The following is a 25414-nucleotide window of genomic DNA, read 5'->3' as shown; positions in this document are numbered from 1 at the left end:
GAATTCCTCCTTATTTTTGTTTTTCCAGGATGGACTTGAGGTCTTCAATTGCTTTGATGGAGTCTTGAACATCTTCGTCCATAATCTGTCTCAGCTTATCGTCTTTGACAAGTTCGCGCATAGCTACTGCTTTGGTAACACAAGATGTTTTGAAAGTAAGCAGCTCGTGCACTTCCAGCATTTCATGAGTCGCTAATTGTTTGGCCATGATGACATCCCCTTTGCAACCATTATTTAACAGGCTTTCTATCTGTATATAACCCTCATCGATCGGTTTGTATCAGGTGATAATAGGGTAGTGTTACAGCCGGAGGAAAGGTAGTATCGGCGGAAGATGAACGACTGGTTGGTAAATATTAAGCGCCCCTGCCGCTGACATCCCGTTGTGAACAGAAAAATAGAAAAAGACCCTCTGTGCAGAGAAAATCTGCTGTACAAAGGGTCGGGATAAATATGGGGAATAGGTGGATTACTTAATTTTGAAATGTTCAATTTCCTTTTGCAGATCATCGGCACGGGCAGCCAGGGACTGGGCGGAAGAACTGATTTCTTCCATCGAGGCCAGCTGTTCTTCGGCTGAAGAAGCAATATCGTGCATACTCTCGGTATTGCGGGTCGAGATGACCGTCACTTCTTCTACAGAGCGTGCTACCTGTCCAGCATTGGAATTTACATCTCCAACAAGTGTATTCATGTCCTGCAGACTGGAAGAAATACGGTGCGAGTTGGATTTGAGCTGCTGGAATTGCTCGGCGGACTGCTCTACTGAAGTCAGACCATCGGTTACGGAATGATGAATCTGCTTGAAAGTAGACAGGGATTCATGAATCTCGCGAATAATGTCCTGCAGCAGTTCTTCGATATGCTGGGCAGACAGATGGGACTGTTCCGCCAGCTTTTTCACTTCACCGGCGACGACGCTGAATCCTTTACCGGCTTCACCGGCACGGGCTGCCTCGATCGCTGCGTTGAGCGAGAGCAGATTCGTTTGTTCGGCAATCGTATTGATCGTTTTGAGGATCGTGGAGATTTCAGTGGATTTCTGGGAAAGTCCGGTTACGACCTCATTGGCCTGATTGACAGAACGGTCAATATGCTGCATTTGTCCAACTGTCCGACGGATCAGCTGATCGCCTTCGTCAGCCATCGTGTTGGAAGTATGCGATAATCCAAGTAGAGACTGGGAATGCTGCTGTACTTCCTGCAGCAAACGTGCCACATCGTTCAGCTGAGCGGCGCTGCTGCTCATGTTCTGGCTCTGCTTTTCGGTACCTGAAGAGAACAGTTCGATCGCGGATGTAATCTGTTCGGTCGCCTGACTGGTCTGTTCGGAGCTGGCATTCAGCTGCTCGGACGAGGAGACTACATCGCTCACGGTATCCTGGATCGAGCCGACGAGAGAGCCGAGTGATTCATTCATATGGTTAAAGGCTTCGGACAGACGGCCCAGTTCATCTTTGCTTCTGTCTTCGACAGACTGGGTCAGATCACCCTGGCTGATCGCGTTGGCAACATGAACGAGCTTGTTCATCCGTTTGCTGATAGAACGTGTCACGAGCCAGACAATAATGCTGCCAATTACCAGAGCCAGTACCATCACGAGCAGTGTCTGGTAGAGTAGCGGTTTTACTTTCTCATCAATCTCGCTCTGGGAGAAATTGCCGACGAGCTTCCAGCCGGTAAGTGGACTGGTTGTATAGCTGAGCTGTTTGTCGATATTGTTGAATACATAGCTGAAATTGCCTTGTGGCTTGTTCTCGGCAATAATGCGCTTGGCAATATCATCGGTCTCACCAGCTTTGATCGTTGGATGAGAAATGTAGGTGCCGTCCGGCGCAAGAATAACAGCATATCCTTCATCGCCGATTTTGATCGTGGATGTGATTTTGAGCAGGGCGGCAATACTGATATCGAGTCCGACTACACCGCTTTTGTCATCGGTTTGTCTGGCGACAGTTACGGTCATTTCCTGTGTGGAGGAAGAGATATACGGATTGGTAATAATCGTCTTGCCGGGGCTGGCTTCAGCCTGCTGATACCATGGACGTTGTCTTGGATCATAGTCAGCAGCTGTCGGAGCATCCGAAGAAGTGAAAAAAGCTCCTGTTGTGGTTCCTACATAGATACCTTCCACTTTGCTGGTCGCATCATCATATGTGTTCAGACGTTCGAGCAGTGCAGGACTGCCGGCAGTCGTATAGTCACGCTGTGTGATCTGTTTGGCAAAATAGTTAACAGTATCTTCGTTTTGCTGCATATCGTTATCTACGATCGCGCTCAGTGTGCCTGCATTGAGTGCAGTGCTGTCAATGAGTTCTTCGCTGAGCGAGCGCTGGGCGGTAAAGTAAGAAACCAAACTGGAGGTTACCAGTGCCACTATGAGCACAGCACAGAAAGAAAACATCAGCTTGCGGCCCAAAGATTGATTAAGAAACAAAGACTTGATTGCGTTCATCGAATCCCCCCATTTATAATCTGAATGAATATGTTATCGACAGAAAACGACTTTGAGTAAAGATGGAAATGGAAGTAAATTTGTTTAAATCATGAAAATAGGCAAGAAACTTAGCAAAAACGAGAAAAAGGCATGTATTGCGACCAGCCCCTGCCTAAAATAACCGGCAGCATTCGCAAACATGCCTTTACATATAAAGAATATATCTCAACAGAAACGCAACCGGTCAGCGAAGCTTCTGTACAAACTGCTCCAGCCGATCCAGCGCCTGCTCCAGCATCGGACGCGCATAGGCATAGGACAGCCGGATATAACCTTCACCATACCGGGAGAAAGCATCTCCGGGTACAACAGCGACGCCGCTCTCATCGAGTAGGCGAAGCGCCAATTCCATCGAAGGCAGCCCCAGATGAGCGATAGAAGGGAACAGATAAAAAGCGCCTTCCGGCTTGTCCAGCGTCAGTCCCATACCCATCAGCCGTTCATATACATAATCTCTACGTTCCCGGTAGGCATCCCGCATCGGGATTGCATCATCTATACCGTGTGTCAGCGCCTCCAGTGCTGCATACTGGCTGATTGAGCTGGCACAGGACAAATTATATTGATGGACTTTGAGCATATGCGCAGTGAGCCAGGCAGGCGCCAGGGTATAACCGATCCGCCAGCCGGTCATGGAGTGGGACTTGGAGACACCATTGATAATAATAGTCTTGTCCCGCATACCCGGCAGCAGGGCGATCGATTCATGCGGCACATCATAGATCAGTTCGCTGTAGATCTCATCGGAAATGATAAAGATATCGCGTTCACGCAGCAGGGCGGCGATATCTTCCAGCTCGCTGCGGCTCATAACGCGGCCGGTCGGATTCGAAGGGTAGCCGATAGCAACAGCTTTGGTACGTGGCGACAAATGCGGCTCCAGCAGCTCGGCAGTCAATTTGAAGCCGGTACTACGTGTATCTACGTAGACCGGGATGCCGCCTGCCAGCCGGATCAGCGGCTCATAGCCGGGATAGATCGGGCCGGGCAGGATCACTTCATCGCCCGGCGTAATAATCGTGCGCAGTGTAATATCCAGCGCTTCACTGGCACCGACCGTAATAATGACTTCGCTGGGTCCATCATACTGCTGACCGTACTTGATACGCACAAAATCGGCTGCTGCCTGGCGCAGTTCCGGTATGCCTGCATTGGGCGTATAGCCGGTACGGCCTTCCCGCATCGCGCGCTCGGCAGCTTCGATAATATGCGGTGGTGTCGGGAAATCGGGCTGTCCGAGTGTCAGTGCCAGCGAATTGGGATACTGGGCAGCGGCATTGGCAATTTTGCGGATGCCGCTGATCTGGATTTCTTTGACGGAGGAGTTGATCAGATGTTCCATGGAAGTCTTCCTTTCTGAATAGGGAAATATGTAAATGATGCGGCGTCTGATGCATCTGGCGCCCGCTTGCTGTATAGAAATCATGTTACACAGTATATCAAAGTCTACTGAGAGAGGACAGACAGACTTACTTTGTTAATAAAGTGAAAAGGAGCCTTCATAATTATGAAGGCTCCTTTCAAGTTATATAAAGCATTCTAAGAAAAAATCATAGGAAATATTTTACGAACGACCTTTATATCCCGCTGGTGGGGTTTTAACTTCTTTAACTTTTTTCGGTTTTTTTATGCTTCTAAATATGGAAGGATCCAATTCAAATACGCTTATAGCTAATTGATTATTACCATGTATTTGCGTGATGGTCTTATTATATTTAGTAAATGGTGCTTTGACCGTAGACCCTCCAAATTCTCCGGTATTAACTAAAATCACCGGCTGATACATATGATAATGAAGGGCACTTACCATATTATCAAACGTATCTACGTCCTGATTCAATGCTACTATGACAAATACATCAGAAATATCTCTTAAATCAGCTACCAAGGATAGATCAGTAGAATCATAACAAATTGAACCAGCTACACGTATAGGATCCATATTAGCTTTTTCGAAATCAATAAGTAACTGATAGGGACGATATCCTTCAATTTTTAATGCTGATTCTGCTGCGGTCATGTGCTTTTTCCCTTGCCAAACGTAATTGAATTCTCTTCCATTACGTTTCTCAGAACGTAATACCCAGACAGCTTGATTTATAGCATTATCGTGGTAAGACCTTTTAGTGAATGTAGTTCCTGCAAATATGCTAGCCCCAGTAGAATCCGATAACCCTCTTATTAAATCAAGGTCATCTTCATGTATTGATAGTTCTGGGAAAATGATTAAGTCGACATTGCGGTCTTCCCTTCTGTCTAATATTACTGTTTTAGACGCAGTTAGATGCTGAGAAATCAGATTGCATATTGATGCTATATGACTTCTATGTTTTGCTCTGAAAGAACTAGTCCAATAAAGAGGGTCTTTCTCGTCAAAGTCTTCAAAGCGAGGCACTAAAGTCTGAACTACAATTACACGAAATAAAGGATCATTAATAGTTTTTTTATTTGAAACAGGCATTGTGTACATTGGAGTTTGCGATAAATGGCCCCATATTTTTTTTTGAGATTCTATTCGTTTACCAATTAACTGTAATAGTTCAAACTTAGATAGAATATTAGTTTTTTGTTTTATTTCTTTTTCATGGTAATTAATTCCAGGCCATTGTAATAAAATAAGCAATAATTCACTGATCCAAGGTGATAACGGAAGAGGATCTTCAAACAAGCTTTTTGAATTGTTTAACATTCCAAAACGTCTACTAAACCACGTTGAACGTAATCCTTTGTAACTTTCCGAATTGTTTCTTGCTAGGAAGGAATGAGTAGTGAAGTCAAACTCTCCCGTTAGACAGGAGCGAAGAAGTTGACCTATATTATAAATCCAAAAAGAATTAGAGTTTACCCATTTTGGTTTCTCATTAATGATACTTACAGAAGACTTTTTAATATTAACAGATAAAAAGTCTTTTTCTGAATTCAAACTTTGAATTTTGCTCCAGTCTTTACACCTTATTGTTATATCGTTTACAGAAATAGGAGCACGATAATCGTATTTAATACCGAAATATTCCGATTCTAAAAATGACTTGGCTAGTAATAATAAAGCATTCTCTTGTTGGAAAGGGTTGTTTTCGCTTCTTATCAAATCAGACAAACGAATTTCAACATCGTTTTTTAATTTTAAAGTCCTATTCTTATCCTCAGAAGCTAATAAGATATCTTCTGGGAGAGTGTTTTTAATTTCTTCTTTGATTGTATTTTGAGTGCTTAATATTTGCACAAATATGTCAGGTCTATTTAATAAAATTATACTTGCTATTTTCTCTTTATTAATGATTTCATTTGAACTCCAAATATTAGAGAACCAAGTAGAGTATCGTTCCTTGTTAGGATGAATTTGCTGAGCGATTAGAGAAACTATTACATAATCATTTATTTTGAAAGGTTTTCGAAATAGTGATAGGTTACTATTATACTGGAGAGCTTCATGGAGTGATTTATAATGCTCTAATTTTGGAGAGTAACCATTTAAATTTATATATTTTTCTATAGAAGCTAAAAACAAGCTTGCTTGTTGTTGTAAATACCAAGGGAACTCATTTTTATCTTTTAAAACTCTTTCTGCCAATGTAGCTAGTTCTTCTCTAAACATAGCTATATTTACTTTGCTTGGATAGCTTGATTCATTTTTATAGCCAATTCTTATGGCTCCTGTATATAGTAGATCTGCTGCAATATATTCAATTGCTTTTTTATCAATCCTATCTTTAAGGTCAGTTGATTTAAAGTCAAATAATTTATAGTACATTGCATCTAAAACAGGTTTTAATAATTTTGAGTCTGGATATATTTCCAAACCAAATTTTAATAAGAGAGAAAGCGAAGGATTTCTAGACCACAAAGCAATAAATTTACGCGCAGTTGTTTCGAATTCATGATCTAATAAATTTCCTTTAGTTACTATGTTAGAAAAATTACTTTTTTGATAAATGGGTTCTTCTAAATCAGTCATTGTTCGTTTCATTTTTAAGGCTTTAACGAGACGCGCTGCTGCAAACCTTTTTAAGGTATCATTTTTAACGTCAACGTTAGGTACAGATATATAAAATAAATCCAAGGACTTGTTTATTTTTTTTGTTTGCTTAGTCTTATCTTCTTCAAAAAGTTTCTCTGAGAGATGTAATAAACTATCTAAGCCTCCTATAGCATGTTCTAAAGCTTCAATATCAGGCGTACCACTTATCACTCCTTGTATCATATTCATGCGTACAGAGATATCATTTTGTGAAGATATATTTTCATAAGAGTTTATTTTAGTTTTGATAGGATTAATTATTAACTTAGAATTTGAATTATACTTTTTTTGGAAATAATCTTTGATTTTATTGTTTACAAAATTGGATACAAGGTTCTTATATTCTGTTTCTAAATTGTTTTCTTCTTCAACTTCTATAACTAATCTAATATCGTCAACGTATCTACAATAATCGCGGACTATAAAGTTATCGTTTTTGCTATTAATTAATTCTCCCATAGTTCTGTCGAAATTTACCAAGTATGCATTTGCAAAAAAACCGCCTGCTACTAACCCTTGAGGTATCCCTTGAGGTAATTCAGATGTTTGCTCATTAGTGTTTTCTGAGTCGTTTAAATATTCTTTTAATTTCCGATCGTTAATGTCCCAATTCCAATTAAATAGGGTTTCTAAATTGCTCCAAAATTTATCGTCAGATTGATATTTTTCTTCAAGATTGTATTCTTCAAGATATTCTTTATGCAATATTTCTAATTCCTTTATAAGAATATCTCTATCAATACAATCGTAAAATCTCTGAATATCTAGTGATACAACATACAACTTTCTTTTTGGGTTAAGATTTCTTTCCAGGTATTGACATATAACCCTTGGACGTTTAAGAAACTGTTGATAGTCCTCATAGAATTGTCTATAACAAAGTGAATTTCCCCAGCCAAATTGGGCAATTTCTCTGAAATTAATTGTTTTAATCCAATCGCAATGCAGTCGATTACCATAGCTATAAATTTTTTTATCTTGAGCCAAAAAGAAATCACTTTCTGTAGAAGGCCCTTGTGCACTCTCTACAGCATTAGCCAAACACAACATTACAGCCGTAGAAATAGTTTGATCTTTTAGACTTAAATGGGCCAAAGCTCTAAGTTTTTGCGATTCTACAGGTTTCCATAGTGAGTCTTTATTAGTTTCGTCATCTTCTTCGAAATGCCACTCTGCATTTTTAGGTGCTAATACTAGCGACATACTATTAGGACGCTTGGTTACAGACTTTACCCATTTTTTTAAATTATCTTCTAAATTTATTGTGGATAGGTCTAACTCTAACGTATCTGCATACCAATTATGTCTTCTTATATAAGAATGTGCCTTTTTCCAAGCCTGTGCTAAAACCACTTCGTCTTTTAAATACTTCAGTTGAGGAGGGACAACATTGTATTGATCTTCAATAATAGACATATAGACCTCTCTTGAATAAATAATTTGTTTTTTTACATAGTTCTAAGTATATAAATATAGTTCTTGGGAATCAATTTAATTATTGTTTTATATAGAAAAAAATGAGATTATTAACTTAAAATCTTAAAGAGGTGGATTATATGTATACTCAAAATATAAATGAAATGTTATTAAACCATTTTGCTAATGCAGATAAAGTAGCAGGATACATAAGAGGTAAAATTCCTAATTTAACAGAAAAGCTAGAAGAGTTTTTCGAAACTAGATCAGATATTAAGCGAATTCAATTATCGGAGAATATTTGTGAACGTATTTTGAATCTAACTGACTTTTCAGATATAATCCCTATTCGATCTGAAGTGGCTACTTTGGAAATCAAGCGTAGAATAGACTATAAAAAACAGTCGGATCATACAGCACATACTCTATACCTTTTTCTGTTGGGCATATGGGTTTATGATAATATTCCTCAATTGAGAGAAAAAATTGACAAATCAATTGATAGTCAAAAACCTATAAAAATGTTTTTATTCCAATGGACATTTGCTTCTTTATTACATGATATAGGTTATTTGTTTTATAACTTTGGTGATGGTTCTAATATTGATTCTTGGAGAGTTTATGATGAAATATTTAATAGTGAAAATTTAATGAAATATATTGAGAATTTAAATGAGAATGAGAAAGAATATTTTGAAAAAATATGTAACGATTTCAATTTTTCTTATAAAGTTAATCAGCATTCTGAAAAAGAAACTCCGAAACTATTAATTGAAGAATTAGAAAACATTCCTTGGTTGCATGATTTTGGAATTGAAACTTCGAAAGGGTTAGAAATTTTAGATGGAAGAGATTATGGATTGAATAGCTTATCTTATTTTGCTTATGAAATGGCAGAGAAAGGTTATGATGGAAAGACTCCTATAGTGGATCATGGAATTGCTAGTAGCTTGATGCTACTAAAATATACTTCAGCTTGGTATCACATTATTAACGTAGAAGACCAAGAAAAATTGCTGAATGGAAAATTTAAATACTATTTAAACGTTTTCAGCAAGCATGTCATACCTGCTTGTCGAGCAGTTGCTTATCATAATGTTCCTAACGTTAAATTTACTTTAAAAACGCCTCTTTTGTATTTAGCTGTATTATGTGATGAATTGCAAGTTTGGGATCGATTTTTATCTGGATCACAGCATATAGATAATTGGCGTAGCGTGGAACATTGTATGGCAGAAGATATTATCGCTACGTTAAGTAACGACGATGTAAATAATCCGTTATTAAACTTATCTACTAGTTCGACTCATTATAATAAAATTGTTGATTCTTTGAGTTCACGAGTAGATGGATGGGAACAATTTGTGTCAATAAATAAAAAGAGTTAAAGAGAAGGTTGACCTTCTCTTTAACTCTTTTTATTTATTATTAATCGCTGATTTAATTCACCGTATAGCTGTAATGAGGTGAATCGTACTGTGGACCGGATTTCTCGTACGTGAACCAGTACTCGACTTTGCTGCCTTTAGCGAGTCCGGTAATATTTTTGCGCCATGTGCCGGAGCTGTCGGTCATCCGGAAGTTCTGCTGATCACCGCTGTTGATTTTGTAGTGCAGATCCACGTATTTGGCAGGGGTAACCGGCTTGAACGTAATGCTAATTTCAGTGCTGGAGACGGTGGCTGCTTTGGCGGTGTAGTCAGCTGTTGTATTTTCGCTGCCGGTACCTGTTGTTGGCGGCGGAGTCACCGGAGGCTCTGTCGTTGGCGGAGGTGTGGTACCGCCAGTCAGATATTGTCCGGTGAACGGATTGAACCGGTGCAGCGACATAATCAGCCAACCGGTGCTGGACACACAGTTCTGCTGGGCCATCACCCAGTAGCTGTTGCTGGTGCCTTTGAGCGAGTAGGGGATACCGCCGAGTGAAGCACCTGAAGTTCCCTGCTTTTTGATAATTTCATTGTTGATGGCATCGGCTTTGGCGGTGTTGCCCTGCAGATAGTAGGCGAGGGACATAAAGGCAGTCCCTTCAAACCACACGTCCGCACCGGTGCTGCCGATCTGGTTGCCATTATCGTCATGGGCAGGCATTACCTGGTCGGTCCAGTCAAAGTCGTAGCCGGTTAATGTGTTACCCGCGTCATTGTAGGTCAGCGTCTGCTTGTAGCGCGGATTATCTATCGTACCCGGTGATCCGTTGGCATTCTCTACATAAGCCAGACTGGCGCCGTAATTATGGGTGCCGCTGGTGCCAAGTGCCAGTACGCCCCATGGATTCACATCAAGCGGAATCTTCGGATCGATCAGGCCGGTGTCGTTTTTCCAGCCGCCAGTGAAGCGCTTGTGGGCTTCGTCCCAGACTTTGTTGTCGAGGAAGCCTTTGACTTTGGCAGCTGCTGCATTGTAGGAGGCTGCCTTAGAAGAGTCGACGGATGCGTAATACTGAAGTACCCGGTAAATGTCGATATTGTGCTCGGTAGAGCTCCATGGCTCATTGGAGTTGGTCCAGCCGCTCCAGCCGCCGGCGACTCCGCCATTGGCCTGCTGATATTGCAGCGACCAGTCGAGGGCTTTGAGTGCCATTGGACGATAGCGGGTGTCATTGTATTGTTTCTCATAAGCCATGGCAGCCATCGCCATCCAGACGACCGGACCGACATGCTTGCGGATTTCTTCGCCGGCACCGTTGTTATACCAGTAGGAGTTCAGCCAGAAGCCCTGCGGGTCCTGGATATCGCGCATTTTGTTCAGTACTTTCTCGGCGCGTCCACGTTCTCCTTTGACTACAAAGGCGATCGCAGCCACAGCCTGATCGTACGTATAGACAATCTGCTTGGGATTATTCGGCCCCCAGAAGTCTTCAAAGCTGTCTACCAGTCCGTCAAAGGCAAGCCCGGCTGTAGCATCCTGCTGGCTCTCCAGCCAGATCAGTGCCTTGTTGGAAGCATCGCTGGCCGCATCGGCGCGGACAGGTCCCGCGGCACTCAGCGTTCCTCCCACCAGCAGTACCGCAGACAGTAACATGTTCGTCCATTTCTTATTCATACATTGCCTCCCTCAGAATGGTATGTATCAGGTAAGTCAAATCTATAGTGGCTTATGATAGCGCTTTCGTGAAGGGGCTATGCTACGTACTGTATGTGCGTTTCTACGATAGGCTGCCGGAAGTGGGCAGACCTGTACAGGCAAAATTGCCCGATTATACGCTCTCCCTGTACAAATTTTTTATATATTCTTTATAAAATATACTATTTCTATTGGACTTGAGTCGTTATAATAGCAATGGTGCCTTTTGCGTAAGATTGAAGTGGTTAAATAATAGAATGATGCTTTTTCATCACATAAAATGTTATTTAGTCATATAAATGGAAGCGGCGGTTGTATATGTATCCCCGAAGGATCGATACAGTCGAAGGTAAACGAAACGGAGCACTGCCAGACGATAAGGCAGATGCAAACAAGGAGGCTGTTATGAACGAAAATACCATTATCCGGTTTGATGGAGTGACCAAGCGTTATGAGGACGGGACGCTGGTACTGGAACATATAGATTTCGAGATCGAACGGGGTAAATTCTACACACTGCTCGGCCCGTCCGGCTGCGGCAAAACGACGATTCTGCGGATGATCGCCGGCTTTACGGAGCCGAGCGGCGGCTCGATTTATTTTAACGATAAAGTGATCAACAAAGTGCCTGCCAACAAGCGCCAGGTGAATACGGTATTCCAGGATTATGCGTTGTTCCCGCATCTGAATGTGTTCGAGAACGTAGCTTTTGGACTGCGCGTCAAAAAGATGAAAAAAGACGCGATCCAGACCAAAGTGCTGGAGGCGCTCAAGTTCGTCAATCTGGAAGGGTACGGCCAGCGGGCGATCTCGGAAATGTCCGGCGGTCAGCGTCAGCGGGTCGCGATTGCGCGTGCACTGGTGAACGAGCCGGAAGTGCTGCTGCTGGATGAGCCGCTGTCTGCGCTCGATCTGAAGCTGCGTACCGAGATGCAGTACGAGCTGCGCGAGATTCAGCAGCGTCTGGGCATTACCTTTATCTTCGTTACGCATGACCAGGAGGAGGCGCTGGCGATGTCGGACGAGATTTTTGTTATGAACAAAGGCAAGATCGAGCAGAGCGGTACGCCGAACGATATCTACGATGAGCCGATTAACCGCTTTGTGGCAGACTTTATCGGGGAATCGAATATCGTACCCGGCCGGATGATCGAGGACTATCTGGTGGAATTCAACGGCAAGCAGTTCCAGTGTGTCGATGCCGGACTACGTCCGAATGAAGCGATCGAAGTGGTCATTCGTCCGGAAGATCTGGAGCTGACCACCGAAGACCGGGGCAAGCTCAAAGTACGCGTCGACAGCCAGCTGTTCCGCGGTGTTCACTACGAGATTAGCTGCTATGACGATTCCGGTCACGAATGGCTCGTACATTCCACTCGCAAGGCGGAGCCGGGCAGCCAGATCGGTCTTGATTTTGAGGCCGAAGCGATTCACGTTATGCGATTCGGGGAAAGTGAAGAAGATTTCGACCGCCGTCTGGAAGGATACGGAGAAGGCGGTATCCATGCAGGCTAATACGCGCGCGATCTATATGCTGCCATATTACGTATGGATCGTCTTGTTTGTCGTGGCACCGGTGGTGCTGGTTGCGTATTATTCCTTTTTCGATGTAGATGGGAATCTGACACTGCAGAATTACCGCACGTTCTTCACACCGGTATATATGCAGATGACGCTCAGCTCGTTCTGGTATGCCTTTCTGGTGACCTTGTTCTCGCTGCTGATTGCTTATCCGGCGGCGTATCTGCTGACCCGGACCAAGCACCGGCAGCTGTGGATTCTGCTGATTATCCTGCCGACATGGATCAATCTGCTCCTCAAAACGTATGCGTTTATCGGGATTTTCGGTACGTATGGTCCGGTGAATGCGCTGCTGGGCGCGATTGGTATCGGAGAGCAGCAATTGCTGTTCAACGCATTCAGTTTTGTATTTGTATCGGTGTATATTTTCGTGCCGTTCATGATTTTGCCGATCTATAATGCACTGGAAGAACTCAATCCAACGCTGATCTCGGCAGCACGCGATCTTGGTGCATCCGGCTGGACAACATTCCGTCGCGTGATTTTCCCGCTGACGCTGTCCGGAGTCAAATCCGGCTGCATGGCGGTATTTATCCCTTCCCTGTCACTGTTTATGATTACCCGCCTGATCGCCGGCAACAAGGTAATTACTCTCGGTACGGCGATTGAGCAGCATTTCCTGGTCACTCAGGACTGGGGCATGGGTTCAACAGTTGCTGTCGTGCTGATTATTGCGATGGCTGTACTGATGCTGCTGACCGGCGGCTTCGGACAGGAGGTGCGTCATGGGAAATAAAAATAAATGGGGTAATCTGTATCTGGTACTCGTCTTCGCCGTCCTGTACGCGCCTATTCTGTACCTGATGTATTACTCGTTCAACAGTGCAGGCAATATGCATGAATTCGAAGGCTTCACCTGGCAGTGGTATGGCGAGGTGTTCCAGGATACGCGCCTGATGATTATTCTGATCAATACGCTGGTCATCGCGCTGCTGTCTTCGGCGATTGCGACGATTATCGGTATTATCGGTGCGCTGGCGATAGACCGCATTCAGCGTCGCCGGCTTAAGGATGCCGTGCTGTCGCTCAACAACGTGCTGATCGTCAGCCCGGACGTTATTATCGGTGCATCGTTCCTGATCCTGTTCACGATTGTAGGCATCAAGCTGGGCTTTGCCTCGGTACTGATCTCGCATATCGCGTTCAGTATTCCGATTACCGTGCTGATGATTCTGCCGCGTCTGCAGGAAATGAGCCCGACGCTGGTCGATGCGGCACGCGATCTGGGCGCCAGCCGACGGGATGTACTGGCACGTGTTATCCTGCCTTTTATCAAGCAGGGAATCTTTGCCGGGTTCTTCATGGCATTCACGTACTCGCTGGATGACTTTGCCGTGACGTTCTTCGTGACCGGTAACGGATATTCCACGCTGTCGGTCGAGATTTATTCCCGGGCAAGACAGGGTGTGGCACTGTCGATCAATGCATTGTCTACGCTGATCTTCCTGTTTACGACCGCACTGGTGGTCGGTTATTACATGATCAACCGCCGGGCACAGACCCGTACGCGCCGGAGTGAACCGGCTGCCGAAATGGGGGTGCCAAGATAAATGAAAACAATCAGCCGTATGTTTATCGTCATCATCGTCGCTGCGCTGCTGCTCATGTATCTGGCAGCCCGGCTGAATGTCAGCCAGGGGTACTCGGGCAGCAATACACTGACGATCTACAACTGGGGCGACTATATCGATCCCGACCTGCTGGACCAGTTCCAAAAAGAAACCGGGATTACGGTTATTTACCAGACATTCGATTCCAACGAAGCGATGCTGACCAAGATCGAGCAGGGCGGTACTACTTTCGACGTGGCGATTCCGTCCGACTATGCCATCTCCAAGATGCGCGAGGAGAACCTGCTGCTGCCGCTGGATCACAGCAAGCTGCCTAATCTCAAAAATATCGATCCATCGTTCCTGAACCTGTCGTTTGATCCGAATAACAAGTATTCGGCGCCTTACTTCTGGGGAACAGTCGGTGTCGTCTATAATCCCAAGCTGACTAATCTCAAATTCCATAGCTGGGACGATCTATGGAACCCATCGCTGCGCAATAATGTGCTGCTGACCGATGGTGCCCGTGAGGTGATGGGGATGTCGCTGAACAGCCTGCATTACTCACTGAACGACACCAAAGAAGCTCACTTGCAAGAAGCGCTGGCCAAGCTCAAGCTGCTGACGCCAAATGTCAAAGCTATCGTTGGTGACGAGATCAAAATGCTGCTCGCCAATAACGAAGCAGCGGCTGGACTCGTATTCTCCGGTGATGCGTCCGAGATCATGAGCGAGAACGAAGATCTGGACTTTGTCGTACCGGAGGAAGGTACGAACCTGTGGTTCGATAACATGGTTATTCCGAAGACCGCTGCCAATGTAGAGGGTGCGCACAAGTTCATTAATTTTATGATGAACCCTGAAGTGGCGGCGCAAAATGCGGAGTATGTAGGGTATTCGACACCAAACGATGCAGCACTGAAGCTGCTGCCGGAAGACATTTCTGGAGACGAACGCTTCTATCCGCCAGCGGATCTGACCCGCCGCCTGGAAGTGTACGACAATCTGGGGAAAAAGATGCTGGTGCATTACAACGAGCTGTTCCTCCAGTTCAAGATGAACAAGTAAGAAGCAACACAAAGTCAATGATATAGAGATATCAAAAAGCTCCACCCGATCGGTACTGAACCTATTCAGTAACCGTTTGGTGGAGCTTTTTTTGCTGAACATTTTTATGTAGTGGTAGGGTATCAGGAAAGGGAATCAGTTAGACGCCCGGGTAAGGGTGCCTGTAAAAGTGATAGAGGAATAGTCTGGTTTTTGCTGTATATCGGTTCGTTTCAATACACCGCTCCATTGTCCTGCAGTAGGATGATTCTCCGAATATTGGATTTCAGACGGAATATCTTCTGTTGGCTGAAAGTTTCTGACTACCGTAATATGTATTTGATTTGGTGTGGACATGGTGTACTTTGTATCATAATGAACACTGGCTACAACATGATTGGTATAAGCCGGAAGAGACGTTGAATGGTTGTCCATAGCAAAAGCTGATCCGCTGCAAACCGCAAGAAAGCCCGAAGCAATGAATGCGGGGAGCATCAACCGTTTCATTTGAATACCAACATTTTTCATATGTCGTTCTCCTTTTCGTAAGATGAGATTATTATATCATTCAGTCTAACCATTTTATTGAAAATAAGAAACAAAAATACATTCTTTATGCCTTGTTTATAGTCTGCTTATCCAGACTTTTTTAGTGCAATCTTCAATCCAACGAAAAATACTACTGAACATAGAGAAGTCGAAAATCACCATAGTCGAACAATCAATCCTGATCAGGCTTTTTGCGCGAAGTTCCTTATTTTTACAACATCTTGAAAATGCGAACCTCAAACCTTGAATTTCTGTATTGCTGTAAGTAAGCGTTTACAGCATAATGTGGATGTAATGTTAATAATAATATTGATCATTTAACCAAGGGGGATAATAGACAATATGAGAAAAACAGGCAAAGTACTATCGCTGCTGCTAACCGGTGCACTGGCACTGGGATTGACAGCATGCGGTAACAGCGATTCCGGTAAAAGTAGTGAAGGCGCGAGTGGCAGCAGCGGCGACAAAGTGACCATCACGTTCCAGAACATTTACCCGGACCCAACGACTCCTACCTATAAAATGATCCGTCAAATCGTCGATTCCTACCAGAAAGAACATCCGAACGTAGAGATCGCTCTGGATACCCTGAATACCGACCAGCAAAAACTGAAGCTGAAAACGCAGGCAGCTTCCCGCGAAATCCCGGATATCACCATCGTGAACCCTTCTGCACAAATGAAGCCTTATGTGGATGCAGGCTTGCTCGCGCCATTGGATGACATTCTGGACAAAGACGGCCTCCGCGATACATACCAGGAAGGCCTGCTCGACTACTACAGCAAAGACGGCAAAGTCTACGCCCTGCCGGATGGCAACAATATCGAAGTCGGCTACTACAACAAAGCCCTGTTTGCCAAAGCAGGCATCGATGCTCCACCAGCTACTTTTGAAGAGCTGCTGGCTGATGTGAAGAAACTCAAAGCTGCAGGCATTACGCCTATCGCAATCGGGGAGAAAGATTCCTGGACAGGCTCGTTCTTGTTCATGAACATCCTGCTTCGCACGAATGGCGGTCCTGGCTTCCTGCAGGATGTAGCAGACGGCAAGAAAACATTTAACGATCCAGCCTTTATTGAAGCAGTAGATGCATTCCAGCAGCTCGTACAGGCAGGAGCTTTCCCTGATGGTGCAACATCTATCGATGCAACAGCAGGCGGTAACATGTTCCGTACCGGTCAGGCCGCGATGTTCATTATCGGTACATGGGAGACAGGTGCGAACGATTCTTCCACAGTCGGCAAAGACGTTGGCGTATTCAAATTCCCGACCGTTAATGGCAAAGGGAATCCGGATGAGTTCATGCTGGCACCAGGCAGTGCATTTGCCGTATCCGCCAACAGTGAGCATCTGGCAGAAACCAAGGATTTCCTGAAATACTTTGCAACCAATTATCCAAAAGTATCCTTTGAACTGAAAAATGCAGTCGGTCTGGGTCAAAAAGTCGATGGCGACTTCTCCTCAGCCGGATATTCTCCACTGGCGATCGATGTACTGGATCTGTTCAAAAATATCAAAGGCGGCGACCTTTCCTTTGATAACACGATGAATCCAGCTGTATCCCAGGTTCACCTGAGCAGCATCCAGAATCTGTTCGTACAGCCGGTTGATCCGAAGCAGGTGGCGGCAGAGCACCAGGCAGCTTTCGAGGCGAATCCTTAAGCGAGTATTTCCTGACCTGCAGCAGCGCTCCGGCAAGGAATTCTGCCAGCGGCCTCCGATTGAGAATGGATATTTTGAAATACCGCTTTGCGGTAAATATCCACTCTCAAAGGTCGGCCTTTTGGCAGAATTTCCTTCCCTCCGCTGCGAGCATGGCATAATAACTCGACAACCATACAGGCGCAAGTTCTACCAGGGGGGCGCCCACCAGCGCCCCTTTATTCATGCATGAATTTTTAAGCACTTAGCGAAGGCAAGAGAATTCTGCCAAAGACCGACCTTTAAGAATAGAGATCGACCGCGAGGCGGTCATTCAGGATCTCTATTCTTAACCGGAGGTCGTGGCAGAATCTCTTGCCGTAGCGGGTGATGCACAATATAAAAATAGAAGCTCCACCACTGGAGAGGAGGGAGAAACCATGAATGTATTAAAAGTACCTGCCCGCACGATTGCCATTTTTGTACTGCCGTGTCTGCTCCTGTACATAGGAACGGTATTCGTACCGATTCTGGTTTCCTTTTATACGGCTACACTGGACTGGAACGGGATCGGAGATGCCAAGTTTATCGGACTGGCCAACTTCCATACGCTGCTGTTCGAGGATAATAACTTTTGGCCGTCGGTCAAGCGGACACTGATGTATTCGGTGTTCTCCATGATTGAGATTCCTTTTTGCCTGCTGTTTGCTATCCTGCTGAACCGTTATGTTCGCAAAGGCAATCGGCTGGTTACGATCTACTTTGTTCCGGTTATCCTGTCCAACGTTATTCTCGGACAGCTGTGGAAAACCATCTATAACCCAACGTCCATGGGCGGTATGCTGAACGGTATCCTGATCCAGCTCGGACTGGAGAATTGGACGCATAGCTGGCTGACAGAACCGGCGACAGCGATGTATGCCCTGTATTTTGTATCGCTGTGGCAGTACTTTGGCTACCATTTGCTGATCCAGTTTACCGGGGTACAGAATATTCCCGACGAGATCTACGAAGCGGCCAAAATCGATGGCGCAGACGGCTTCAAAGCCGATCGCTACATCACATTCCCGATGATCGTGCCGATCTTCAAAATCTCGATTGTACTGGCATTTATCGGTTCTCTGCAGGCGTTTGAGCTGGTCATGGTTATGACAGGCGGTGGCCCGGCACATGCGACCGATACGATTGCTACCCATATGTACAATATGTCCTTCCTATCCCAGAAATACGGTTACGGCAGTGCGATCGCGACATTCCTCGTTGTCTTCTGTCTGGCGGTAACAGTGGTAATCAACTTTATCTTTAACAAAATCGAACGCAAGGTAACCTAAAGGAGGAGAGCGAGATGCTAAAAGTGAAAAAAGGATTTGTGTATCTTCTCTTCGCAATCCTGGTTGTTACCCAGTTGTACCCGCTGTTCTGGCTGCTCATGTATTCCCTGAAGACGAATGAAGAGATCTTGAGCGGCAGCTTTTTCTCCTTTCCGAAACTTCCGCAGTGGCATAACTATGCGGAAGCCTACACTTCCGGTAGCTATCTCAAATATCTGGGCAACAGCGTACTCGTTACCGGTGTGACGCTGCTGGCTGTTATTATTCTGAGTGCGATGACGGCTTATGCAATCTCACGGTTCAAATGGAAATACGGACCGTATGTGCTGCTGCTGTTCCTGCTCGGTATGATGATTCCGATGCAGGCGACACTGCTGCCACTGATGATTATTTTCAAAAACCTGGACCTGCTGGATACCCGCTGGTCGATCATTATTCCGTATACGGCGTTTGCGCTGCCAATAGCCGTTTTTATCCTGAGTGGATTCATGCGGGCGATTCCGACGGATATTGAAGAATCGGCGTTTATGGATGGAGCGAGTGTATACCGGATCTTCCGCAGCATTATCCTGCCGATCTCGCTGCCGCCGGTAATGACGGTATGTATTCTGACCTTTATCAATATCTGGAATGAATATATCGTGGCGGCGACCTTTATCTCGTCCGAGAATCTCAAAACGCTGCCGTTCGGGGTGTATACGTTCGTCAGCCAGTATTCGGTCAATTACGGTAATATCGGAGCTTTCCTGATCATGGGCGCACTGCCGGTTATCGTGATTTATTTCCTCCTGTCCGAGCGGATTACCAAAGGTATGGTCGCCGGTGCGGTCAAAGGCTAAAGCGTAATAGTTTCCTTTTTTCGTTACGAATTGGCAAGGGAAATGGTATGTATCCAAATAGATGGTACGGCCGAATTGAAGGATGATTCAGTCAGGGAAGCCAACGTATATCAAGCAAAATAGTTTGTTTTGTAAAAACATCCCTTAACTGGTATTATCCAAGATATAGGGGCCTGGCGACAGCTGGGCAGAAGGTGTCAAAAACCTTCTGCTGCTGTCGCCCTTTGGCTTTTTTCGAAGAAAGTGCAGAGAGGAGGAGTCTATTTTGCCGCGCAGGTTTCATTCGATCCATACCCGGCTGTTTATTCTGTTCTTGTTTTGTATGACTGCGATTCTGCTCATTGTCAGCGCGCTGTTCTATAACCGTACAACTACACAATTTCACGAAAAGCTGGGCGAGATTGCCCAAAAGAATGTCTCCCAGACAGCCGGGCTGCTGGATCTGCTGCTCGCCAGCTATGACAGCCTGTCCAAATCAATCAGTACAAACGGCGATATTGTCCGGCTGGTCGGCGAGAAAAAAAAGCTGCCGCCACAGGTCGAATATATCAATCAGCACTCCATTACCACGATGATGGGCGCAATCTACTTTTCCCGTGATGATCTGGTAGGGATACATATTATCGGGGAGAACGGCAAAATCTATAACTACGGTAATTACACGACAGTCGTCGATCCACGGTATAGCAGTTCGGACTGGTACCGAAAAATTAATGACTCGTCCGGCAAAATGGTCTGGCTCGGCGTGTTTCCCCATTCGCTGATCGATACGACCGAAGACGATGCGGTATTTGCTTTTGGACGACCGATCTTCGATCTGAACGAACAGCACCAGATTGGTATTGTGCTATTTGAAGCCAAGGCGGATACGGTACTGGCCGCGATGAGCAATCTAAAGCTGGGACCGAATAGTGATGTAGATATTATCACCCGTGAAGGCAAATCGGTGCCGACCTCGCTTGAAGCGAATCCAGTGCATACGCTGCTGCCGGAGCATATGAAGGCGCCGAGCGATCCAGGCGAAGTCATCGTGGATCAGCTGGGAGATCGCCTGATCGCAGCTTCCAAGCTGGGCACGACCGATTGGACAGTCGTCAGCTCCACCCCATCCCAGGATCTGGACGTGGAGCTGACCCAGACCAAACGCTATCTGTTCATCGTCGTCACGATTCTGATCCTCGTCGCTGCGCTGATTGCCCTGATCGTCTCGCGCACGATTTCGCTGCCGCTGCAGCGGCTAGTCCGGCAGATGAAGCAGGTGGAGAACGGTAATTTCCATGGGATTGTCCGGGTGACTTCGTATCAGGAGATTAACGTGGTGGTGGCTTCCTTTAACCATATGGTCAAACGGGTGGAGGAGCTGATCGAGCGGGTCAAAATCTCGTCGGTCAGCGAAAAGAATGCCGAGCTGCATGCGCTTCAGTCGCAGGTGAATCCGCACTTTCTATACAATACGCTGGATATGATTTACTGGATGCTGGATGAGAAAGGCAATGACCGTCTCGGCGAAGTCGTACTGTCCCTGTCGCATATGTTCCGCTACAGCAGCCACTGGGAAGGCAATGCCGAAGTGACGCTGCGCGAGGAAGTGGAGCAGATTCGCCATTACCTCAATATTATCCAGATGCGGCTGGAAGACCGGCTCACCGTGGAGATCGATATCGATGAGCAGTGGATGAATCTGCCCGTACCCAAAATGCTGCTGCAGCCGGTGATCGAGAATGCCGTCAAGCATGGGCTGGAAGCGCAAAAGTCCGGACTACTCACCGTCCGCGCCGTGCCGGACGCCAAGTATCTGAATATCCGGGTTCAGGATAACGGTGCAGGCATGCCGCCAGAGACGCTGATGCGACTGCGGCGTTCACTCGATACGTACACCGCAGAACCGGCAGGTGAAGGCGAATCAACCGGCATTCGGCAGGGGATTGGCATGCAGAATCTGCACCAGCGGCTGAAGTACATGTTCGGCGACGAATACGGGATTGGCATCGAAAGTGTACAGGATGAAGGTACCACGATTACCCTGCGGCTGCCACTGCCTGTTCAGCCTGCCGGACAACATCCAGCAGTACAGCGGTTAACGACGAATCATCCGGATAGTATCTTCGATCCGGGACAGACCGGACGGAGTGAATGGGAAAGGGGAACCTGATATGCATATTCTGATCACAGACGATGAGAATTTTATTCGTGAAGGTATCAAACGGACGATTATAAATGCCTATCCTGATTATCATGTGCATCTGGCTGCTTCTGCCGAGGAAGCCGTGCAGCTGATGAGTGAACATCGTATGGATATCGTACTGACCGATATTCTGATGCCCGGTATCAATGGACTGGAGCTGATGCGCATCTCGCGCCACAAGCAGCCACAGGCCAAATGGGTCGTGATCTCGGCGCATTCCGAATTCAGCTATGCCCAGCAGGCGGTGCATCTCGGTGCGCGTGACTACCTGCTCAAGCCGATCGGCAAAGCCAAGCTGGTCGAATTGATGGAATCGCTTACGCAGGAGATTCGGCAGGAACATATACATTCACGGGGCGAGGAGACACTGCGTGAAGGATTGAAATATTTGCGCGAAGCCGCTTTTCAGCGCCTGGCTGCCGGGCTCAGTATCGGCAAGCTCAGTCTGGAACCGCTGGTAGAGGAATATCCCGAATATTATCTGCTGCTCGTAGAGCTGGAAAATGAGCAGAATGGTCCGCTGGAGCATTTTATTATCGAAAATGTACTGACCGAACTGATCGACCGCTACGGCAAAGGATTCGTAACCAGCTTTGACCGCAACAGCCTGCTCGGCCTGATCATGCCTGGCAGTGAGATCGAGATGCGGGTGCTGCAGGAGCAGATCCGCTCCCATCTGCATAAATGCCTAAAGACACAACCGTTCCGCAGTGTGCACTCCGGCCCGTATCGGGATTTTGACCGTATCGCCGGAGAAGTACGCCAGCTGCGCCAACGTCCAGCCGCCGGTGTACAGGAACAGAATGAACCGCAGGGCAGCGAGACCGCGATTCATATAGCGCTTCAGTACATCAAGACACATTTTAATGAAGAATTATCACTGGAAAAGGTAGCGGCCGTCGTCTTCCTGAATCCGGTCTATTTCAGTCAGCTATTCAAGCAGAAGACCGGACAGGGATACAAGGAATATGTAATTTCGCTGCGGATGGAGCAGGCCAAGCAGCTGCTGCTCAATCCCAATCTGCGGCTCGTCGATATTGCGGAACAGATTGGCTATGGCAGTGTACGGCACTTCACCCAGGTATTTCGCAAAAAGTTCACGCTCACACCGACGGAATACCGGATGCAGCGTAATGTAGTGGATCACTGATTATACAATTACAGGCAAGGACGACTGACAGTTCGCTCTTGTGCCAAACAGAAATCAGCGATTATTGATCATCGATAGAAGCCGACCGGATAGCGTGTCTTACCTAATATGCATATGGTAAATAGAAAATAAAACAGGGCCGCTGAGAGGGAATCCCCTTCAGTGGCCCTGCTGTTGTTGAGGCAGTACACTTTGATTGATTAACCAGCTATTTAATCAGCAATGCCTACGCGTGAGCGAAGATACTGCCGATCCTGTAACTGCTGATAGGCAAAATGCGCCGTATCTCCCGTCGAGATGCGTGATCCATCTTCCGGCAGAATATCCTTTTCTACGCGGTATTGCCCGGTATAGTCTCCATCCGGCAAATAGGTGGGACAGATTATCGTCCAGTCGAGTGAGGAGTGCAGCAGCTGTTCATACACACTGCGATGCTCCTCGGCAGCCCGGGTACTGCGCCGCTTGGACTCGGAGGACTCATAGCGGAACAACCCCGGCTGGGTCCGGCTCTGCAAAATACCGGCAGTACCTATGGTGATCAGCCGCCGGATGCCCTGCTGCTCCAACAGGGGAATCAGTATCCGGGTGCTCGCAGAAAGAGTATCCGACCCATCGGTGCCGATCGCGCTGATGACGGCATCCACTCCGTGAAGCGCAGTAAGCAGATCACTTGGCTCCAATACACTGCCTGTGAAGATATGCAGCTGTTCCTTCCACCGGGCAGTGTCTTCCTCTACCGGCAGATAGTACCGTTTGGCAAAGTCAGGTTCCTGTATCGTCTGCAGCAGCTGTTCCTGCAGCTTCTCTGGCGAGCGTACAAGTGTATGCACTTCATGTCCATTTCGCAGTGCATGCTGCAGAATCAGACGACCGGTCCGACCGGTTGCTCCCAATAGCAGAATCCTCATGAATAATCACTCCTGCTCCATGGATTATTCTTCAGCTTCATTCCAGTGCTGGCTGCAGAATTCGGCGAGTTCCTGCTCTTCCTCATCCTCGAGATCGAACTCCAGCAGACGATCGGTTCCTTTTTCGAGCAGATCGTAGGTTACCAGCTTGCCCTGTTCGCCATCTACGCTATACACCGCACGGATATAGACACCGTTAGGTGTGTACAGATCGTCTTCTTCATCGATATTCAGATCCAGCATAAACTCATAACGCTTGCCGGTTAGAATCTGAAACGGATCGCGAATCCATTCTACCTGATAACTTGTAATTTCCATTAAATGTATACCTCCTGCGCATCCATTGGTGCGCTTATTTATAAAGTAGTTAATGTGGGCGCAATACCACGCCAGATTTATTATAACATGCTTGTAAATGGGGAATGAAGCGTTTATAGAAGAGAGGAATGATGGAGATATATATTGAATATTCGTAAAAATTCTGAGTATGATTGGTACTGCCGCAACTTGATTATGTTCGAAAAGGAATATAATTGGGAATTACATAAGAATGGAACTTTGATTTCAAATTGGGATATAATTACAATAATAAAAAATAGAAGGTCGTAAATACCTTGAAAATTTTACATTTTACGTAGTTCGTAAATATTAAGTTAAGTGAAATATGATCAAAGAGGAGAGACTGACATGAAAAAATTCAAGAATCAATATCCTGATTATAAGTCCTACTTAAATGATGATTATGTAATGAATGAAGTACCTCATAAATTAATAACTAGTTTAACGAGCATTTATATCGAAGGTGTAAACAGGAAAGTTTCAAATTATTCTGGTATAGGTCGATTAGATTATGATTCAGTAATGAGGAATATAGTAAATAAAGTTGCTGAATATGCGTATACTGATTTGACTCAAAACTGGGGAGGAGATTACTTAATTCAAGATCTAAGAAGAAATATCTCTGAGCTAGGACAGTTACCCTCCTTTTCAAGAATCATGGATTCTATTAGCGACTTAGCATTCAATACTTTTGATTCTTATATAACAGATGACTTAAACGAGCTTTTTGAAACTGTAGGTTTTGGATACAGGCTAACTGAAAATCAAGAAGAACCTTGGATTATTATTAATCCAAACATCGGAACTTCAGTAAAAATAGATACAATAGCTGAACTAACTCAAAAGTTATGTAAGCAAACAACAGATCATATACTACAGGCTAAGGAGCAACTAAAGAAAGCAGAGAATCCGAGAGCAAGAAAAGATGCTATAAGAGATTGTTTATCAGCAATGGAAGCATTAATGAAGCATATAACCAATACCAAAGATGTAGCTGGTGCAAATAATTTGATGGTTAAAGCTTCAGAAGTGTGGGGACCAAAAGTGATAGTTACTGATGGACATAAATTATGGAAAATATTCCACGAAGACTACTCAGATATAAGACATGGAAATTCTGATATAAGTAATATTAACATCGAAGAAGCAAGATACTTTATTGATAGAATTTTAATATACGTAGATTATATTTCAAAAATTGCTTTGAAAGAATTGAGTTGAATAATTCGAAGAAGTATCATACATCACTTAACATAGTATTCACGCTGCGGGCGTACGCCCTTGGTCCGGCATTTGC

The 25414-nt window shown here is 45.4% G+C and carries 19 protein-coding genes; 11 read left to right on the top strand and 8 right to left on the bottom strand.

The genetic code is table 11. The annotated features are described in order from the left end of the window. Positions 1-10: 10 nt before the first annotated feature. The 4 genes from AR543_RS01370 to AR543_RS01355 form a co-directional block, all read right to left on the bottom strand. Positions 11-208 (bottom strand): hypothetical protein, encoded by a 198-nt coding sequence (locus AR543_RS01370; RefSeq protein WP_060531147.1) that lies wholly within the window; start codon positions 206-208, stop codon positions 11-13. A gap of 261 nt (positions 209-469) precedes the next feature. Then, entirely contained in the window at positions 470-2377 is a 1908-nt protein-coding gene (locus AR543_RS01365; protein ID WP_158523916.1) for a methyl-accepting chemotaxis protein, read from the bottom strand. A gap of 304 nt (positions 2378-2681) precedes the next feature. Then, complete coding sequence (locus AR543_RS01360; protein ID WP_060531143.1) at positions 2682-3839, bottom strand: aminotransferase A; 1158 nt, start codon at positions 3837-3839, stop codon at positions 2682-2684. Positions 3840-4061: 222 nt separating this feature from the next. After that, on the bottom strand, positions 4062-7931 hold the full coding sequence (locus AR543_RS01355) for an RNA-directed DNA polymerase (protein WP_060531141.1): 3870 nt from the start codon (positions 7929-7931) through the stop codon (positions 4062-4064). A gap of 140 nt (positions 7932-8071) precedes the next feature. Here AR543_RS01355 and AR543_RS01350 point away from each other — a divergent pair, with 140 nt between their 5' ends. Further along, positions 8072-9319, top strand: a complete 1248-nt coding sequence (locus AR543_RS01350; RefSeq protein ID WP_060531139.1) for a hypothetical protein — start codon at positions 8072-8074, stop codon at positions 9317-9319. A 52-nt stretch (positions 9320-9371) separates the two neighbouring features. On the opposite strand, the gene AR543_RS01345 is transcribed toward AR543_RS01350, so the two are convergent. Then, complete coding sequence (locus AR543_RS01345; RefSeq protein WP_060531136.1) at positions 9372-10976, bottom strand: hypothetical protein; 1605 nt, start codon at positions 10974-10976, stop codon at positions 9372-9374. A gap of 426 nt (positions 10977-11402) precedes the next feature. Here AR543_RS01345 and AR543_RS01340 point away from each other — a divergent pair, with 426 nt between their 5' ends. Genes AR543_RS01340 through AR543_RS01325 form a run of 4 tightly spaced genes read left to right on the top strand, consistent with a single transcriptional unit; the run spans position 11403 to position 15196 of the window. Further along, positions 11403-12512: an ABC transporter ATP-binding protein gene (locus AR543_RS01340; protein WP_046227475.1), complete on the top strand. Its 1110-nt coding sequence runs from the start codon at positions 11403-11405 to the stop codon at positions 12510-12512. Beyond that, positions 12502-13314, top strand: coding sequence for an ABC transporter permease (locus tag AR543_RS01335; protein WP_046227476.1), 813 nt, complete (start codon positions 12502-12504; stop codon positions 13312-13314). Before AR543_RS01340 ends, AR543_RS01335 begins: the two co-directional genes overlap by 11 nt. Further along, positions 13304-14128 (top strand): ABC transporter permease, encoded by an 825-nt coding sequence (locus AR543_RS01330; RefSeq protein ID WP_060531134.1) that lies wholly within the window; start codon positions 13304-13306, stop codon positions 14126-14128. The genes AR543_RS01335 and AR543_RS01330 overlap by 11 nt, the downstream gene beginning before the upstream one ends. Next, entirely contained in the window at positions 14129-15196 is a 1068-nt protein-coding gene (locus AR543_RS01325; protein ID WP_060531131.1) for an ABC transporter substrate-binding protein, read from the top strand. 135 nt (positions 15197-15331) lie between these two features. Here AR543_RS01325 and AR543_RS01320 read toward each other — a convergent pair whose 3' ends face one another. Continuing rightward, a complete protein-coding gene (locus tag AR543_RS01320) occupies positions 15332-15703 on the bottom strand; it encodes a hypothetical protein (protein ID WP_060531129.1) in 372 nt (123 codons plus the stop codon). 363 nt (positions 15704-16066) lie between these two features. Here AR543_RS01320 and AR543_RS01315 point away from each other — a divergent pair, with 363 nt between their 5' ends. The 5 genes from AR543_RS01315 (at position 16067) to AR543_RS01295 (ending at position 22870) form a co-directional block, all read left to right on the top strand. Beyond that, a complete protein-coding gene (locus AR543_RS01315) occupies positions 16067-17386 on the top strand; it encodes a sugar ABC transporter substrate-binding protein (RefSeq protein ID WP_060531127.1) in 1320 nt (439 codons plus the stop codon). Positions 17387-17805: 419 nt separating this feature from the next. Then, positions 17806-18696, top strand: a complete 891-nt coding sequence (locus tag AR543_RS01310) for a carbohydrate ABC transporter permease (protein WP_060531125.1) — start codon at positions 17806-17808, stop codon at positions 18694-18696. Between the two features lie 14 nt (positions 18697-18710). Beyond that, positions 18711-19535: a carbohydrate ABC transporter permease gene (locus AR543_RS01305; RefSeq protein WP_060531123.1), complete on the top strand. Its 825-nt coding sequence runs from the start codon at positions 18711-18713 to the stop codon at positions 19533-19535. A 265-nt stretch (positions 19536-19800) separates the two neighbouring features. Further along, positions 19801-21687, top strand: coding sequence for a sensor histidine kinase (locus AR543_RS01300; protein WP_227871812.1), 1887 nt, complete (start codon positions 19801-19803; stop codon positions 21685-21687). Position 21688: 1 nt separating this feature from the next. Beyond that, complete coding sequence (locus AR543_RS01295; protein ID WP_060531121.1) at positions 21689-22870, top strand: response regulator; 1182 nt, start codon at positions 21689-21691, stop codon at positions 22868-22870. Positions 22871-23082: 212 nt separating this feature from the next. Here AR543_RS01295 and AR543_RS01290 read toward each other — a convergent pair whose 3' ends face one another. After that, positions 23083-23778 (bottom strand): NAD(P)-dependent oxidoreductase, encoded by a 696-nt coding sequence (locus tag AR543_RS01290; RefSeq protein ID WP_060531119.1) that lies wholly within the window; start codon positions 23776-23778, stop codon positions 23083-23085. A gap of 24 nt (positions 23779-23802) precedes the next feature. Next, entirely contained in the window at positions 23803-24096 is a 294-nt protein-coding gene (locus AR543_RS01285; protein ID WP_046212602.1) for a DUF6509 family protein, read from the bottom strand. Between the two features lie 369 nt (positions 24097-24465). Between AR543_RS01285 and AR543_RS01280 the strand changes: the two genes are divergently transcribed. Further along, entirely contained in the window at positions 24466-25338 is an 873-nt protein-coding gene (locus AR543_RS01280; protein WP_060531118.1) for a hypothetical protein, read from the top strand. The last annotated feature ends 76 nt before the right edge of the window (positions 25339-25414 follow it).

Source organism: Paenibacillus bovis, assembly GCF_001421015.2.
In the GTDB taxonomy this organism is placed as follows: domain Bacteria; phylum Bacillota; class Bacilli; order Paenibacillales; family Paenibacillaceae; genus Saccharibacillus; species Saccharibacillus bovis.
The sequence above is the reverse complement of the archived record's forward strand: the minus strand, read 5'-3'. Positions and strand labels throughout refer to the sequence as shown.